Origin of the sequence: Polaromonas aquatica (genome assembly GCF_042659145.1) — a bacterium.
Taxonomy (GTDB): domain Bacteria; phylum Pseudomonadota; class Gammaproteobacteria; order Burkholderiales; family Burkholderiaceae_C; genus Polaromonas; species Polaromonas aquatica.
In genome coordinates, this window is the sequence record NZ_JBHSRS010000080.1 from 115,447 (window position 1) to 129,493 (window position 14,047).

Genomic DNA, 14,047 nt, shown 5'->3' on the forward strand with positions numbered 1-14,047 from the left:
GGGGAAAACTCCATTGAAACGCGTTTATTCGTATCTTTTTCCCGTTTCCAGGAGCTGCGGTGTGCCGATAACCTCGTTGAGACCGTCGAAATCAAGCATCTGTGATTGCCATGGCTCGGTGGTCTGGTTCTGGTGAAGGCTGCCGTAGTAAGCCTGTAGCGTGTGCGTCACGGCCCGCACGGTTCCACCGGGGAATATGACAATCCGGAAGCCGCGCTGTCCCAGCTGGCTTGCACTTTGTACGGGTGTCTTGCCACCTTCAACCATGTTTGCCAGCAGCGGTACCCGTGATGCGAACCGGCCGCAGGCTGCGTCCATTTGCTCCGGCGTGCGAAGTGCTTCTATAAACAGGGCATCCACACCGCATTCCAGGTAGCGCTCGGCACGCTCAAGCGCGCTTTCCAGTCCTTCGGTCGCCACGGCATCCGTGCGGGCGAGAATCAGGGTTGACGCGGACCGCCGTGCATCCACTGCGGCCTTGAGCTTGCCCACCATTTCCTGCGTTGCAATCACTGACTTGCCATCGAGATGACCGCAGCGTTTGGGAAAGGTCTGATCCTCCAGCTGGATCATGGCCGCTCCAGCGCGTTCAAACCCCTGGACCGTGCGCATGACATTGAGTGCATTGCCAAAACCAGTGTCCGCATCAACGATGACAGGGGTATCGACCCGCTCCGTGATGTGGGAGAGCGCCTGCTGCACTTCTGCGTAGCTGGTAAGGCCAACGTCGGAGCGGCCAAGCATCGTATAGGCGATGGATGCGCCTGAAAGATACAGTGCTTCGAAGCCGGCCTGCTGCGCGACCAGCGCGCTGAGTGCGTCATAGACGCCGGGAGCCAGCAACGGCGATGGTTGTGCCAGGCGTTTTTTCAGGTTCAGGCGAGTCATGCGGACTCCTCCAGTGATTTGATGATTGTTGCGGCTGCGATAGCCCCGCCGGCAACGGCGCTGAGAAGACCGTTGCCTGAAAGGTAACCCCAGACTGCGTTGCCCGACACGCCGCGCGCCGCGCCACCTGCCGCCAGCAGGTTTGAAAACGCAGAACCGTCTGTGCGCAGCACGCGGCAATTGCCGTCGACGTCCAGTCCGCCCTGTGTGTGAAACAAGGCGCCAGTGACCTTGACAGCGAAATAGGGGGCTTGCAGCGACCGCATGAAACTGCGGCCGTGGGCATTGATGATGCCCGGAGCGATATCGTCCAGTGTTTTTTCCAGCACGGAAGTCTCACAGCCGATCAAGGCTGCAAGCGAAGCCATATCCGGACAGGACTTGAGCGCGCCTGCGCTTTCTGCATCCCCGAAATCAGGGAAGGTACGGGCCAGGTCCAGCGTTGCCTGGTCAAACACATTCCATGCAATGCCGCCAGGCTGGGCCAGGACCTGTACCGATGCCTCGGAGTAGCCATGGGATTCATCGTGAAAGCGCTCGCCGCGAGCGTTGATCTGTACGCCGCCATCCATCATGAGCGCCCAGCTGATCAGCGCGCCTTGAGGCACCGCCCATGACCCGTGCCCCTGGTAACCGCCAAGATCGGCCAGGCGTGCCCCAAGCTGTTGGCCCCAGGTGATGGCCGAGCCGTCATTGCCGGCATGGCCTGCAAAGGTGGCATCCCGCATTTCAGGCAGCAATTGCGCCACCATTTCCCGGTTGCCGCCAAAGCCGTTGCAGGCCAGGACGATGTAGCGGCAGGCTACCCGCTCGATGGTGCCATTCGGCCGCTCGTAGCCTACGCCAAGCACCTGGTCGTTTGCATCCAGCCACAACTCGCGGACCAGCGACTCTGTCAGCAGTGTTGCGCCGCTGTTGCCGGCGGCACGTTCAAGCTGTGCCATAAGGGCTAAGCCGGTACGCTCATGCACGGCATGCATGCGCCGCACGCTATGGCCCGGGTACAGAAAACCATCCAGTACCTCAAACCTTATGCCGTGCACTTGTTGCAGAAGGTCCAGTGCAGGCCCGATGGCGCTAGCATATGCAAGTACCAGGTGCGCAGCAGCCGTGCCCCGGGTTTTTGCAAGAATGTCAGCGGCGAACAGGGCCACGCTGTCGTCAATGCCTTCGGCCTTCTGGACGGCGGTGCCCGCTGCTGGAATGAACCCCGAGGACAGCGCAGTGGATCCGCTGGGCGATGCATCGCGCTCCAGCACCACGCAGTCAATGCCCGACTCACGCAGGGCGATGGCAGTCATCAGGCCGCAGGCGCCCGCGCCCACAATGACCACCGGCACCTCGAAATCCGCGGCCATTGACGATGCGCGAACGATGCCTGGCTGGCGTATTTTCCGGCCTTGCTGGTAGGCGCTCATGCCTGCAACAGCTTTACCAGTGCATCACAATCCAGCACGTCTGCAACGGTGCGCATGTCCGCAATCGATGCATCGTGTGTTTCCTGTCTGAAGGCGGCACAGCCATCCTCAAGCACCAGCGTGTGGTATTCCCGCATGTGGGCATCGCGCACGGTGCTTGCGACCCCGCCATTGGTAACAATGCCGCAAACCACCACGGTGTCCATTCCGGCGTGCCGCAGTACCCAGTCAAGCTGGGTGTTGAAGAAGGCGGAGTAGGCGACCTTGCAGACGCTTACGTCCACCAGCGGCGCAATCTCGTTCACACAGGCTTGCCCGTGACTGCCTGGGGCAAAGTCACCGCGGCGAAGAAATGGCCGCAGAGCCAGCAGGTGCGGTGAGATGAGGGGCTCGCCTTTTGCGTCAGGCCACAAGGTGAACTGGCTGGCCGCCACCATGCCGCCACAGGCTTTCAGCGCTTTGGCGACGCGTGCCACCCTGGGCGGCAATGCGAGTGCCTGCGGGCTGGTCGCGCCACCTCGTGCATAAGCGCCATCGGGTGCCAGGAAATCGTTCTGCAGGTCAATGATGAGCAGGGCCGTAGAGGCCGGGTTGATCTTGTTCATGATGCGTTGATGAGAAGGTTGCCCAGCGTATCGACACGTGCGGAAAAGCCGGGCTCAAGCCACACCGTGGTATCAGGTTGCTCCAGGATGGCCGGGCCCGTCACCTGGGCATGGACAGGCAGGGAGAGGCGGGCGTAACGCACCGCATCCCACCATTGGCCTGCGTGGTACACACGCTGCGTGCCGAGAGGTTCGGTTGAACCCGTGCCCTCGGGTGCCAGCACCGAAAGGTCAAATTTCGGCCGTACGCCTATACGTGCATAGCGCAGGTTCATTACGCGGACAGGAATGCCTTCAAGGATGCGACCGAATGCGCTGCGGTAAGCGGCTTCAAATGCGGCCGTCAGTCCGGCCCTGTCGAGATGTTCGGCTTGTACCTGCACCGCCACTGTGTGGGTCTGGCCTGCATAAAGCATGTCGAACTCGATGCGCTGCGTGACTTCCGCGAAACGCACACCTGCCGAATCAAGCCGCGCCTGACATTGTTGCCCGAGCTGTTCCACCCGGTGGCGGACATCGTTCATGTCCAGGTCGCCCAGCGCGCGGTTGAGTGTTTGCACGGCGTCATGGCGCATGTCTGCCATCACGCAGCCCAGTGCGGAAGTGACGCCGGGGTAACGCGGCACGATGCCGGTGGTGACGCCAACCTCGCGCATCATGGCGCATACATGCAATGCACCCCCTCCACCGAAAGGCATGTAGGCAAACTGGCGCGGATCATGTCCGCGCTCGATGGACACCACACGAATGGCGCCTGCCATACGGGCATTTGCCACGGTCAGGATAGCTTCTGCGGCGGCCATCACGTCCAGCCCCAGGGGGCGCGCCACGTGCTCGTCCACCGCCGCGCGGGCCTTTTCGCCGTCCATGGCTGCAAGCAGCCCGCCGCCCAGCGGGCGATCCGCGGCAATGCGCCCCAGCAACACATTGGCATCCGTGACCGTGGGACGCGTGTTGCCGCGCCCGTAGCAAGCCGGGCCCGGCACGCTGCCTGCCGATTCGGGGCCGACCTGCAACATGCCGCTGGCATCAACCGATGCAATCGAGCCGCCGCCGGCGCCTATGGTTTCGATCTGGATCATGGGCGAGCGGACCACCATGCCGAAATCGATGGATGTCTGCGCTGCAAGCGAGGCCTGGCCGTTTGCGACCAGCGAGACGTCAAATGATGTGCCGCCCATGTCGCCGGTGATGGCATTGGGGAAACCCGCGGCGCGGGCAATGGCCGCGCAGGCGATAACGCCCGCAGCCGGTCCCGAGAGTGCGGTGCGGACCGGCACGTCGCAGGCCGTGGTGCGCGACATCACGCCGCCGTTGCTCTGGACAATCAGGAGCTCGCCGCCAAAGCCTTGGGCACGCAGGTCGCCCTCAAGGCGCGTGAGGTAGCTTCCCACCACCGGCTGGAGCGCCGCATTGAGTGTGGCGGTCGAGCAGCGCTCGAATTCACGAATCTCGGGCAGCACTTCACTGGCTGCCGTGACATAGGCATTCGGCCAGACCTCGCGCACGGCCTGAACCGCCGCCTGCTCGTTCGCCGGATTGGCATAGGTGTTGATGAAGAAAACGCAAACTGCTTCGCAACCTGCCGCCAGCAGCGCCTTCGCCTGCTCACGCACCTGCTCCAGGTTGACGGGAGTGTGTATGCTGCCGTCGGCCAGCACCCGTTCGTCGACTTCCAGCCGGAACGGGCGTGGGACTATGGGTTCGAAGCTGCCGCGCAGACCCCATGTCTGTGGGCGGTCCCGCCGCCGCATTTCCAGCACATCACGAAAACCGCGTGTTGTGATGATGCCGGTGCGCGCCACCTTGCGTTCGAGCAGCGCGTTGGTGCCCACGGTGGTGCCATGGACGATGGTGGCTATGGCGCGGGCCTGGTCTCCTTCACCGGCCTTTTTGGCCTCCGCACCTTTGGCGGCGCGCGCCTCGGTATCCACGCGTGCAATGCCGTTCATGAACCCGCGGGATTCTTCACCCCGCGTGGATGGCACCTTCACAATGCTGGCGCGGCCGCTTGCCTCGTCCAGCACAAACAGGTCGGTAAACGTACCGCCTACATCCACCCCGACCACCAGGGTACTCACCAGGTTTCCTCCGCTCATGCCCCATCTCCTGCTGTTTTCGCTTTTGTTGTGTAGCCCATGGCTGCATCGCTTTCATGCTGTTTCTTGCTGCGCTGATGCGGGTCGCCATAACCGCCGCCGCCCGGCGTCTGAAGCCGCACCCGCTCGCCGCGGCTGAGCTTGATGCCCACCATCTTGGAGGCCATGGGCGGCTCATGCCACTTGCCGGCGTTTTCGTAGCTGAAGACATTGAGGGCACCGTCACCGCCTCCGGCAATGCCCTTGGGGGCAGATCGGCCGCGTTCACCGAACACGAACACATCGGCGTCTTCTTCGAGCAACTCGATTTCATAAATCGCGCCCAGGCCGCCACGGTGTTCGCCGTCGCCGCCCGAGCCGTCGCGCAAGGCCCATTGCGTGAAACGGACCGGGTAGGCCGCCTCAAGGATTTCCAGCGGCGGTATGGTCGCGGTCGAGATGGGCGCGTTGCCGTGGTTGAGGCCGTCGCCCTGTGAATGGCCGCCATGGCCGCCGCCAAAAAAGCTGAACATCACCCAGCGCTGCCCCTTGCGTGCCGCGTCGGTGCGGTGCCCGGCCAGTGACAGTGCATTGATGGTGCCGTAGGCCTGGGCCACTGCACGTTTGGGGTCTGCCTTGGCTGCAGCGCTGAAGATCACGTCAATCATGCGCAGTATGGTCTCGGTGTAGCCGCCGACAGGACGCGGCCTTGCCGCAGAGATGACCAGGCCGTCGGGCAGTACAAAGTCCACGGCGTCGAGCACGCCCGCATTGGCCGGCACATCGGGAAAGAGATGTTTTAGTGCCACGTAGCAGGCCGCAATGGCCGTTGCACGCGAAATATTCACCGGCCCGGCACAGGCAGGTGCCGTGCGGGAAAAATCCAGCGTCAGGCGCTCACCCTTGATGGTCATGTCAAGTGCGATGGTGAGTGGTTTGTCGACCACGCCATCGTTGTCGAGCATGTCGTCAAAACTGTAGAGGCCATCGGGCAGCCCTGAGATATGCGAGCGCATCAGGCGCAATGCGCGTTGGCGCAGCTCCCCCATGGCTTGCTGCATCAAGGCATCGCCGTATTCGTCGAGTAGGCCGGCAAGGCGTTTGGCGCCAAGCTCGAGTGCCGCCAGCTGTGCGTTGAGATCGCCCCACAAGCTGTCGGGCAGGCGCGTGTTGGCTTTCAGGATGGCCAGTACGTCGTCCACCAGCACACCGTCCCGCTGTATGCGCACTGGCGGAATCTGCACCGCCTCCTGCCAGCACTCGGTTGCCGCCGGGTTGTAGTTACCGGGGACGGCACCACCTACATCGTGCCAGTGCGCTGCCGAAGCGAGATAGCAAAAGAGTTTTCCGTCGCGGAAGAATGGCCGTACCAGCTTGAAATCGTTGGCGTGCGTGCCGCCTTCATATGGGTCATTGAACAGCCAGGTATCGCCGTCTTTCATGCCGCCGCGCGGCCCGGCTGCACTGGCGGCAGCACGCACCGCGAAAGCCATGACGCCGACAAAAATGGGAAGCCCCGATTTGCCCTGCACCAGCGTATCGCCCGAGATGGCGTCATACAGGCCGTGGCAGGCATCGTGGGCCTCGGCGATGATGGGGTTGAATGCGCTACGGTACAGCGTGGCATCCATTTCGTCGGCGATTTGTTCAAGCCGGCCTTTGAGTACCGCCAGCGTGACGGGGTCCATTGACTCTATTTGTGTTTCAGACATGACTGACTTTCCTGGTTCTCATTCATTCAACCTTGATATTGCCGGCCTTGATGACCGGCCCCCATTTGCGGTTCTCGCCCTGGATGAAGCCCAGGTAGTCAGGGCCTGCCAGCGGTAGTGGCGCCATGCCAAGCTCATTCAGGCGGGCCTGCATGTCGGCTGCATTCACGATGGCCTGTATTTCAAGCTGCAGGCGCAGGGCTATTTCTGGAGGCAGGCGGGCCGGGGCGGAAATGCCGAACCATGCACCACCTGTCACGCCCGGTACAAGCTCGTTGATGGCCGGGACGTCGGGGAATGTTTTGCTGCGTTTGTCGCCGGTAACAGCCAAAAGCCTGAGCTTGCCGCTGCGGATATAACCGGTAGCCGTGACCAGGCTTTCGAATAACCCGTCGAGCTGCCCTCCCATGAGGTCAATGATTGCCGGCCCCGACCCCTTGTAGGGTACATGGACCATGTCAATACCGGTGGCCTGTTTGAGCAATTCGCCGGTTAGAAACCCGGCGCTCCCGATGCCGGCAGATGCGTAGTTCAGCACGCCCGGCTTGCTGTGGGCGAGGGCAATGAATTCGGTGAGGGTCTTTGCGGGGTGGTTGGCGCGTACGACGAAACCGTTGGGGAAAGTGCCAAGCAGCACCACGTGGGTAAAGTCACTGATCGGGTCATAGGGCATGCCGGTCCGCATCAGCGGCCCCGGAGCGATTGCCGGGTTGGCCGCGACCACCAGCGTGTACCCGTCGGGGGCGGATTTTGCGACGAGGTCGGTCCCCAACACCGAGCCCGCCCCGGCCTTGTTCTCGACCACCACAGGTGCCTTCAGCGCATCTGACAGGCGCTGGCCTATCAGCCTGGCAACCACGTCGGTCGAGCCCCCGGGGGCGAACGGAACGACAAGCCTGATGCTGCGCGCGGGGTAGGCCTGCGCAAAAGCGCTATGGGCAAAGAGCAGGCTCATGGCACTGCCGGCAGCCGCTGCGCGCAGCAGGGTCCTGCGTGTAGACTCATTGCTCATGACTGTTTCTTCCCAGGTATTGATAGTGGGCGCAGGGCCGGTTGGCTTGACGGCTGCCCTTGCGCTGGTCGATGCCGGTGTTGCCGTGCAAGTGCTGGAAGCCGCCGGCGGTATCGCCGAAGACCTGCGGGCTTCCACCTTTCACCCGCCTACGCTGGACATGCTGGATGCCTACGGCATCACGCCCATCCTGATTGCGCAGGGACTGGTTTGCCCTCATTGGCAGGTGCGCATGCATCCGGGGGGCGATCACGCGCGTTTTGATTTGTCGGTGCTGTCTGACCTGACGGCCCATCCCTATCGGCTGCAATGCGAACAGTACAAGCTTTCGCGAGCCTTGCTTGCACGTCTGGCGGACTATCCGCATGCAAGCGTGCACTTTGATGCAATGCTGGAAACCGTCTCGCAGGACAGTGGCGGGGTGAATGCTGAAGTCAGGTTTGCCGATGGCCGTCGGACCTTGCGCGGTGCCTGGCTGATCGGTGCCGATGGTGCCCGCAGCGTTGTGCGCAAGGCACTGGGGGTCAGTTTTGAGGGTGAAAGTTATCCCGAAACCACCATTCTTGCCACCACCGATTTTCCCTTCGAGCAGCATCTTGCGGGCCTGTCCAACGTTACCTACTGCTGGCAGGCGGGTGCGGGCAATTTCAGCCTGCTCAAGGTTCCGGGGCGCTGGCGTGTATCCATCTATCCGGATGAGGGCCGTTCGGTTGAAGATGCCTTGAAACCCGATGCCATTGAAGCGGCCCTTCAGGCCATCGTGCCATCGCCTGAACCGTATCGGGTGTTTGAAGTCCGGCCCTATCGTGTGCACCAGCGCATCGCGTCGTCCTATGGCGCCGGGCGCATCTGGCTGGCGGGAGATGCCGCGCACCTCAACAGCCCGGCGGGCGGCATGGGCATGAACGGCGGCATCCATGACGCGCTCAACCTTGCCGACAAGCTTTCCCGGGTGTTGCGTGGCGAGCCGGCCGAGCTGCTTAAACGCTACGAACGGCAACGCCGGCCGGTGGCGCTGGACCAGATACTCAAGCAGGCCGACGCCAACCGTGCCCGCATGCGTGAACGCGACCCGGCTGCGCGATTGGCTGCTCTTCAAAAACTCCAGGCTATCGCAGAACAACCCGCTGCATTGCGGGCGCACCTGGTGCGTACCTCGATGATTGAGGGGCTGCGCCAGTCCGAAGGCATTTTGTAGTGTCTTCATGCGCCTTGTCCCAACAGGTGGCGCCAGTTTGCCTGGGGCGACAGCATGTCCCGCAATAATGTCGCGGCTGGTGTTTCAGGCTGAACCCGGCACTGCATGGCCCAGGACAGGCATAGATTGGATGAAAGAACGGGTACCGGCAGTGCGCGCAGCGACATCAGGCGCAGGGTTGGCATGCCTGTGCCGCTCATGAGCACTGCATCGCAGTCATGAATATCCAGCCTGTCAAATACCTCCTGCACTGCAGCAGTTTTCAGCTTGTAGATATTGCGTGTGTCGAGTAATTCGCTGGGTAAACCTGCAGAGGCCGTCAGCGTCAGGCCGCAATTTCGCCAGTAGGTTTTCCCGGCATCCGACAACCAGGTCGGGTACGGCGCAATCAGTGCAATGCGACGTGCATTCAGTACTTCCAGGGCGTGCCTGATGGACTGCGCAGCAGAAAGTACCGGATAACCGCACCTGGCGGAGGCCATCTGCAGGCGGGTTGCCTCCTCGTCGGGGCCGACAAGATAGCTTGAACCTGTGCACGCGAAGCCGGCAACCTGCAGCGGCGCCACGTCAAACTGCGCGAGGCTCCTGTCAATCCCATCAAGATAGTCCACCAGACGCTGACGCGAATCGGGTGAACTGCTGGTCATGCGTGACGTCAGCAATGTGTGATTTGCCCCGAGCAGTGCCTGCATCTCGGGTTCTACCGTGGTATTGGCCTGGGGCACGGTAATGCCCATAACGGGGCCATACTCGGGCATGCCTGCTGCTTCAGGCATCGGTTTTCTCCGAACCCTGCGCCATCTTCAGTAAAAACTCAGGCGCCGGCTCGCATGCGATCGGTTCAAGCCGGCCTTTGAGTACCGCCAGGGTAACGGGGGCCATGGCGCCAGCAGGTCCGGGTTTCCTCGGCCGTATGTCCATGGGTCAGTCCACCTTTGCGCCGCTGCTTTTGACGACCTTGGCCCACTTGTCGATCTCCCGCTTGAGGTGGGCAGAGAACTCGGCCTGGGTCGAGCCGACTGGTTCAGCGCCCAGCGCAGCCAGTTTTTCGCGAACGTCGGGCAGGCGCAGTATGCGCTGGACCTCGGTCGAGAGTTTGGAGACAACCGGTTGCGGTGTTCCCTTGGGGGCAAAAAGGCCGGACCAGGCATCGGCGTAAAACCCGGGATAGCTTTCGGCAATCGTCGGCAGGTCCGGCAGCGCTGGTGAGCGGTGCAGGCTGGTCAGGGCGATAGCCCGCAACTTGCCGGCTTTGACATGTGGAAGGGCGGACGGCAGACCGTCCATCATGACCTGCACCTGGCCGGCCAGCAGGTCCGATACCGCGGGTGCACTGCCTTTGTAAGGCACATGCGTAATGTCAATATCGGCAGCGGACTTGAGCATTTCCATGCCAAGGTGCGCTGCAGTGCCATTGCCAAGCGATGCATAGTTGAGCTTTCCGGGCTCCCGTTTCGCCAGCGCCACCAGTTCCGCGAGATTGCGGGCGGGTACGGAAGCATGAACCACGACCACATTCGGCACCACCGCGACCTGGCTGATCGGCACAAAATCGGCGACGGGATCGTAGGGCATCTTGCTGTAAAGCGAGGTATTGATTGCGTGCGAGCCGGTCACGCCCATCACCAGCGTGTAGCCGTCCGGCGCCGATTTGGCGACGATGTCGGAACCCACGTTGCCGCCCGCGCCTGCGCGGTTGTCTACAAGAACAGGCTGGCCCCATTTCTCACTCATCCTGGTAGCTACGAGGCGCGCAGCCGCATCGGTGGCACCGCCTGGCGGGAACGGGACGACGATCCGGATGGCCTTGTTGGGGAAATCTGTGGCCTGTGCAATGGCGGCCAATGGCAGGCAGACCAAAAGCCCTGCGGCGAGATGCTGTAACAGTTTCATGGATGGGCAGCCGTGGAGGCCGGGAGTGTTTTAAAGGGCGCGGACGCAGGGTCAGCGGGCGAAGGCCTGGGCAGCAGTTGCTGCCACAGTGAACGCAGCTCAATGCCGGGAGGGGACTCGAGCAAGGCGGTGCAGAACTCGGTCGCGCGCCCGGTCGAAATGCTGTGGGCGGCGTAGCGCTGGAACTTCTCGCAAAGGGCTGCGCGGTCCAGCGGCTGACTGGCGTCCCCGGCAATGGTGCCAACAGACTCCTGCAGGGGGCCACTTCCGCTCTGCACCAGCAGTGTTGCACCGCGTTGCCGGCGTGCAGTCAGGTCCGGGTCAACCTGCAGCACGACCAGGGCCTCCAGACGGCGCAACTCCGGGTCGTTGAAATGCGCAGTAGCATAGACGGGCGGGTCGATGTTTCCGAAGCGCAACATGGCCGCAACACCGAACGACAGGCTGAACTGGGCCTGGATGGGCGTCAGCGGCGCGCGGTTGCCGCAATAAACAGTGGCTTCCTCATACACGGTGAGGACGATGCTGCGTATGTCCTGGGTGCCGGAGTGGAGTTGCTCTCGTATGCGCAGGGCCGCCACAGCCCCGTAATGCACATGGCGCACGGCGGCAAAGGGCTTGAAATAGGCATCCAGCAGCAGCATGACAGCGGGCGCAGGAAGCGGCTGAGGCGTAGCGGCTGCATGTGCGCCTGCATAGTGTGCAAGCGCATCGTGCGGCGCGTCGACACCGGCTGCGCTGGCGAAGGCGGCTTGCAAACCCAGCAGGGCGCTATGCGCAAGATAGGTATTGCGTGCAGTGCGGCCTGCCACCACTGGCAGGTAAAGGCTGGTCGGGAGCTGGCAGGCTACGATATTGACCGCCTGCATGATGCCCGTCGCGGGCAACCCCATCAGGCGAGCCACGCCGGCCGCGACGCCCAGTGCCGGCCAGTTGCCATCGACATGCATGCCTGGCCGAATGCGAAGCCAGGCACCTGCACGTGCACCAACTTCGTAGCCCAGAACGAACGCGTCCGTGAACGCCCCCAGGCTTGCGCCAAGCTGCAAGCCCAGTGGCAGCAAGGCGGCGACCAGCGGCACGCCTGGCCGGCCGTGGGCCAGCGCATGGCCTTCACAGGCTTCGTCCCAGGTTGCGGCCATGGCCAAAACCTGGGTTGCACCGTGCATCGCCATCCCCCTGCCTTCGGGGAAACAAAAAGCACCTGGTTCGAGTCTGGAAAATCCAGTTTCCAGTTGCTGCACTTCATCCGCCCGGCGGCCTGCGAGTGCACAGCCCAGCGTATCCAGCAGCAGGCGGCGTGCCTGTAAGGAGGCCGCAGGCGGGGTCGGCCTGCCTGCGTGCAGTGCAATGACCTCACGCAGGACCTGGAGATGGGCGTCCCAAGTGAGGGGTGCTTTCGGCTCGGCGTACAGGCAGTCAGCTGGCATGTGTATCCCGGCCAAACTGCCGCCTTAGCTGATTCATCAGGCCACCGTTGCGCACCATGTCCATCAGGAACTCGGAGATGGGCTCGCAAGCCAGTTGCTTGCCGGCGCTTGAGGTTACGATGGGCCGGTTTGCGTTGCTGGTGGCCAGGGTAATCTCTTCGGCTTCCTCCAGCAATGCTGCTTCCGGGCAGGTCAACAGCAGTAGCCCGACATTAAAGGCATTGCGAAAATACAGGCCGCTGAACGAGGGCGCTATCACCGCTGCAACGCCAAGCCTGACCAGTACCGCGGCTGCCTGTTCCCGGGATGAACCGATGCCAAAGTTGGGTCCGGCCACGATGACATCGCCGGCCCGTGCCTGGTTCGCGAATTCCGGGCGAATCGACTCCAGGCAATAACGGGCAATGGTGTCGATGCCGTGTTTCATGGCGTGACCGGGGGCCAGGACATCGGTGTCGATGTCCGCCCCAAGCTTCCAGACGCGATGCCGGGCCACGGACCGGGATGCGGGAGAAGGTGTTGGTTCGGGCATTGCGGGCTTCATGCAAGCATCTCGCGGGGGTCAGTGATCATGCCGCGCAAAGCCGATGCGGCGACGGTGTAGGGGGATGCCAGGTAGACCTGCGCTGTTGCGGAACCCATGCGGCCCTTGAAGTTTCGGGCCGTGCTCGAAATCACCGTGGCGTTGTCGTTGATGGTTGCGCCATAACCCGCACAGGCACCGCAAGCGGTTGGGAAAAGCTCGGCGCCGGCATCAAGTAACACCTGCAATATGCCTTCCTGTTGCGCAGCGATCTGGTCTTTTTGGCTTGCCGGCGCAACCATCAGCCGCACGCCGGCTGCCACGCGCTGGCCATGCAACACTTCGGCGGCTGCTCGCAGGTCATCCAGCTTTGCGCCGGTGCAGGCACCTATATAGGCCACGTCGACCCGGGTACCCTGGTAGCAGCCCACCACATCGGCATTGGCGGGGCTGTGTGGTGCCGCTACAAATGGCGAAAGCGTGCTCGCATCAAATGTATGGCGGGTGTGCGGCGCGGCGTCATCGGTATGCCAGTGCGTCAAATCTCCGGCTTCGACACCCGCATCTTTCAGCCACGACCTGGTGGTTTCATCGGGTGCTATCAGCCCAACCTGGGCGCCGAGTTCTGCGCTCATATTGGAGAGCGTCATGCGCTCCTGCATGGACAGGGCTTTGACGGCAGGGCCACAAAATTCCACGGCCTGGTACTGCCCGCCATTCATGCCGAAGCGGCCCACCATGTGCAGCATCATGTCCTTGGCGCAAACGCCCCGATGCAGTTTTCCATCCCAGTGCATCCGGATGGTGTGGGGCACGCGCAACCAGATTTCCCCGGTTACCACGACACCCAGCATTTCGGTGCTGCCGATGCCAAACATGTAGGCGCCGAATGCCCCGCCGGTTGGGGAATGCGAGTCGCCCCCGACGCAGAACATGCCGGGACGGATGTGGCCATGCTGGGGTACCACCACGTGGCAGATACCCTGGCTGTCGTACACATGGGGCAGCTCCTGCTCCCGGGCCCAGTCGCGTGCGATGCGAACGATCTTGCGCGACTCTTCATCGCGCTCCGGCACGTAGTGGTCCATCACCAGCACCACGTGCGACTTGTCCCAGATTTCTGCGCCCAGTTCTTCAAGCATGGGCTTGAGCCGGCGCGGGCCGGACGAGTCGTGAAACATCGCCAGGTCGACCTTGCACGTCACGATATCGCCGGGCGTGACAGACGACAGGCCGGCCGCGTGCGCGATCAGCTTTTGGGCCAGGGTTTGGGCAACAGGTATTGGCATA

The 14,047-nt window shown here is 62.6% G+C and carries 12 protein-coding genes; 1 reads left to right on the forward strand and 11 read right to left on the reverse strand.

The genetic code is table 11. The features are described 5' to 3' along the window. Nucleotides 1-24 precede the first annotated feature (24 nt). Genes ACFQND_RS16540 through ACFQND_RS16565 form a run of 6 tightly spaced genes read right to left on the reverse strand, consistent with a single transcriptional unit; the run spans nucleotide 25 to nucleotide 7,713 of the window. Nucleotides 25-888 (reverse strand): isocitrate lyase/PEP mutase family protein, encoded by an 864-nt coding sequence (locus tag ACFQND_RS16540; protein WP_371439210.1) that lies wholly within the window; start codon nucleotides 886-888, stop codon nucleotides 25-27. Then, entirely contained in the window at nucleotides 885-2,306 is a 1,422-nt protein-coding gene (locus tag ACFQND_RS16545) for an FAD-dependent oxidoreductase (RefSeq protein WP_371439209.1), read from the reverse strand. The genes ACFQND_RS16540 and ACFQND_RS16545 overlap by 4 nt, the downstream gene beginning before the upstream one ends. After that, on the reverse strand, nucleotides 2,303-2,911 hold the full coding sequence (locus ACFQND_RS16550) for a cysteine hydrolase family protein (protein WP_371439208.1): 609 nt from the start codon (nucleotides 2,909-2,911) through the stop codon (nucleotides 2,303-2,305). The genes ACFQND_RS16545 and ACFQND_RS16550 overlap by 4 nt, the downstream gene beginning before the upstream one ends. Then, nucleotides 2,908-5,010 (reverse strand): hydantoinase/oxoprolinase family protein, encoded by a 2,103-nt coding sequence (locus ACFQND_RS16555; RefSeq protein WP_371439207.1) that lies wholly within the window; start codon nucleotides 5,008-5,010, stop codon nucleotides 2,908-2,910. The genes ACFQND_RS16550 and ACFQND_RS16555 overlap by 4 nt, the downstream gene beginning before the upstream one ends. Next, a complete protein-coding gene (locus tag ACFQND_RS16560) occupies nucleotides 5,007-6,701 on the reverse strand; it encodes a hydantoinase B/oxoprolinase family protein (protein ID WP_371439206.1) in 1,695 nt (564 codons plus the stop codon). Before ACFQND_RS16560 ends, ACFQND_RS16555 begins: the two co-directional genes overlap by 4 nt. A gap of 22 nt (nucleotides 6,702-6,723) precedes the next feature. After that, nucleotides 6,724-7,713 (reverse strand): Bug family tripartite tricarboxylate transporter substrate binding protein, encoded by a 990-nt coding sequence (locus ACFQND_RS16565; protein ID WP_371439205.1) that lies wholly within the window; start codon nucleotides 7,711-7,713, stop codon nucleotides 6,724-6,726. Between ACFQND_RS16565 and ACFQND_RS16570 the strand changes: the two genes are divergently transcribed. Further along, the gene (locus ACFQND_RS16570; RefSeq protein ID WP_371439204.1) at nucleotides 7,712-8,911 is read left to right on the forward strand and encodes an FAD-dependent oxidoreductase; all 1,200 of its coding nucleotides are present in this window, start codon (nucleotides 7,712-7,714) and stop codon (nucleotides 8,909-8,911) included. The two genes, ACFQND_RS16565 and ACFQND_RS16570, sit on opposite strands and share 2 nt — an antisense overlap. Before the next feature lie 5 nt (nucleotides 8,912-8,916). Here ACFQND_RS16570 and ACFQND_RS16575 read toward each other — a convergent pair whose 3' ends face one another. From ACFQND_RS16575 to ACFQND_RS16595, 5 genes are all read right to left on the reverse strand, one after another. After that, nucleotides 8,917-9,687, reverse strand: a complete 771-nt coding sequence (locus ACFQND_RS16575) for a maleate cis-trans isomerase family protein (protein ID WP_377414171.1) — start codon at nucleotides 9,685-9,687, stop codon at nucleotides 8,917-8,919. Between the two features lie 148 nt (nucleotides 9,688-9,835). Then, on the reverse strand, nucleotides 9,836-10,804 hold the full coding sequence (locus ACFQND_RS16580; RefSeq protein WP_371439202.1) for a tripartite tricarboxylate transporter substrate binding protein: 969 nt from the start codon (nucleotides 10,802-10,804) through the stop codon (nucleotides 9,836-9,838). Continuing rightward, nucleotides 10,801-12,234 (reverse strand): MmgE/PrpD family protein, encoded by a 1,434-nt coding sequence (locus ACFQND_RS16585; RefSeq protein WP_371439201.1) that lies wholly within the window; start codon nucleotides 12,232-12,234, stop codon nucleotides 10,801-10,803. The genes ACFQND_RS16580 and ACFQND_RS16585 overlap by 4 nt, the downstream gene beginning before the upstream one ends. Next, nucleotides 12,224-12,766, reverse strand: a complete 543-nt coding sequence (locus tag ACFQND_RS16590) for a LeuD/DmdB family oxidoreductase small subunit (protein WP_371439200.1) — start codon at nucleotides 12,764-12,766, stop codon at nucleotides 12,224-12,226. Before ACFQND_RS16590 ends, ACFQND_RS16585 begins: the two co-directional genes overlap by 11 nt. An 8-nt stretch (nucleotides 12,767-12,774) precedes the next feature. Continuing rightward, nucleotides 12,775-14,046 carry a 3-isopropylmalate dehydratase large subunit gene (locus ACFQND_RS16595; protein WP_371439199.1) on the reverse strand — a complete coding sequence of 424 codons (1,272 nt, stop codon included), beginning with the start codon at nucleotides 14,044-14,046 and terminating at the stop codon, nucleotides 12,775-12,777. Nucleotide 14,047: the final 1 nt, after the last annotated feature.

What these genes read in the sequence shown, in the direction of transcription:
- ACFQND_RS16540 (WP_371439210.1), bottom strand. Translation starts at nt 888, where the DNA reads ATGACTCGCCTGAACCTGAAAAAACGCCTGGCACAACCATCGCCGTTG.
- ACFQND_RS16545 (WP_371439209.1), bottom strand. Translation starts at nt 2,306, where the DNA reads ATGAGCGCCTACCAGCAAGGCCGGAAAATACGCCAGCCAGGCATCGTT.
- ACFQND_RS16550 (WP_371439208.1), bottom strand. Translation starts at nt 2,911, where the DNA reads ATGAACAAGATCAACCCGGCCTCTACGGCCCTGCTCATCATTGACCTG.
- ACFQND_RS16555 (WP_371439207.1), bottom strand. Translation starts at nt 5,010, where the DNA reads ATGAGCGGAGGAAACCTGGTGAGTACCCTGGTGGTCGGGGTGGATGTA.
- ACFQND_RS16560 (WP_371439206.1), bottom strand. Translation starts at nt 6,701, where the DNA reads ATGTCTGAAACACAAATAGAGTCAATGGACCCCGTCACGCTGGCGGTA.
- ACFQND_RS16570 (WP_371439204.1), top strand. Translation starts at nt 7,712, where the DNA reads ATGACTGTTTCTTCCCAGGTATTGATAGTGGGCGCAGGGCCGGTTGGC.
- ACFQND_RS16565 (WP_371439205.1), bottom strand. Translation starts at nt 7,713, where the DNA reads ATGAGCAATGAGTCTACACGCAGGACCCTGCTGCGCGCAGCGGCTGCC.
- ACFQND_RS16575 (WP_377414171.1), bottom strand. Translation starts at nt 9,687, where the DNA reads ATGCCTGAAGCAGCAGGCATGCCCGAGTATGGCCCCGTTATGGGCATT.
- ACFQND_RS16580 (WP_371439202.1), bottom strand. Translation starts at nt 10,804, where the DNA reads ATGAAACTGTTACAGCATCTCGCCGCAGGGCTTTTGGTCTGCCTGCCA.
- ACFQND_RS16585 (WP_371439201.1), bottom strand. Translation starts at nt 12,234, where the DNA reads ATGCCAGCTGACTGCCTGTACGCCGAGCCGAAAGCACCCCTCACTTGG.
- ACFQND_RS16590 (WP_371439200.1), bottom strand. Translation starts at nt 12,766, where the DNA reads ATGCCCGAACCAACACCTTCTCCCGCATCCCGGTCCGTGGCCCGGCAT.
- ACFQND_RS16595 (WP_371439199.1), bottom strand. Translation starts at nt 14,046, where the DNA reads ATGCCAATACCTGTTGCCCAAACCCTGGCCCAAAAGCTGATCGCGCAC.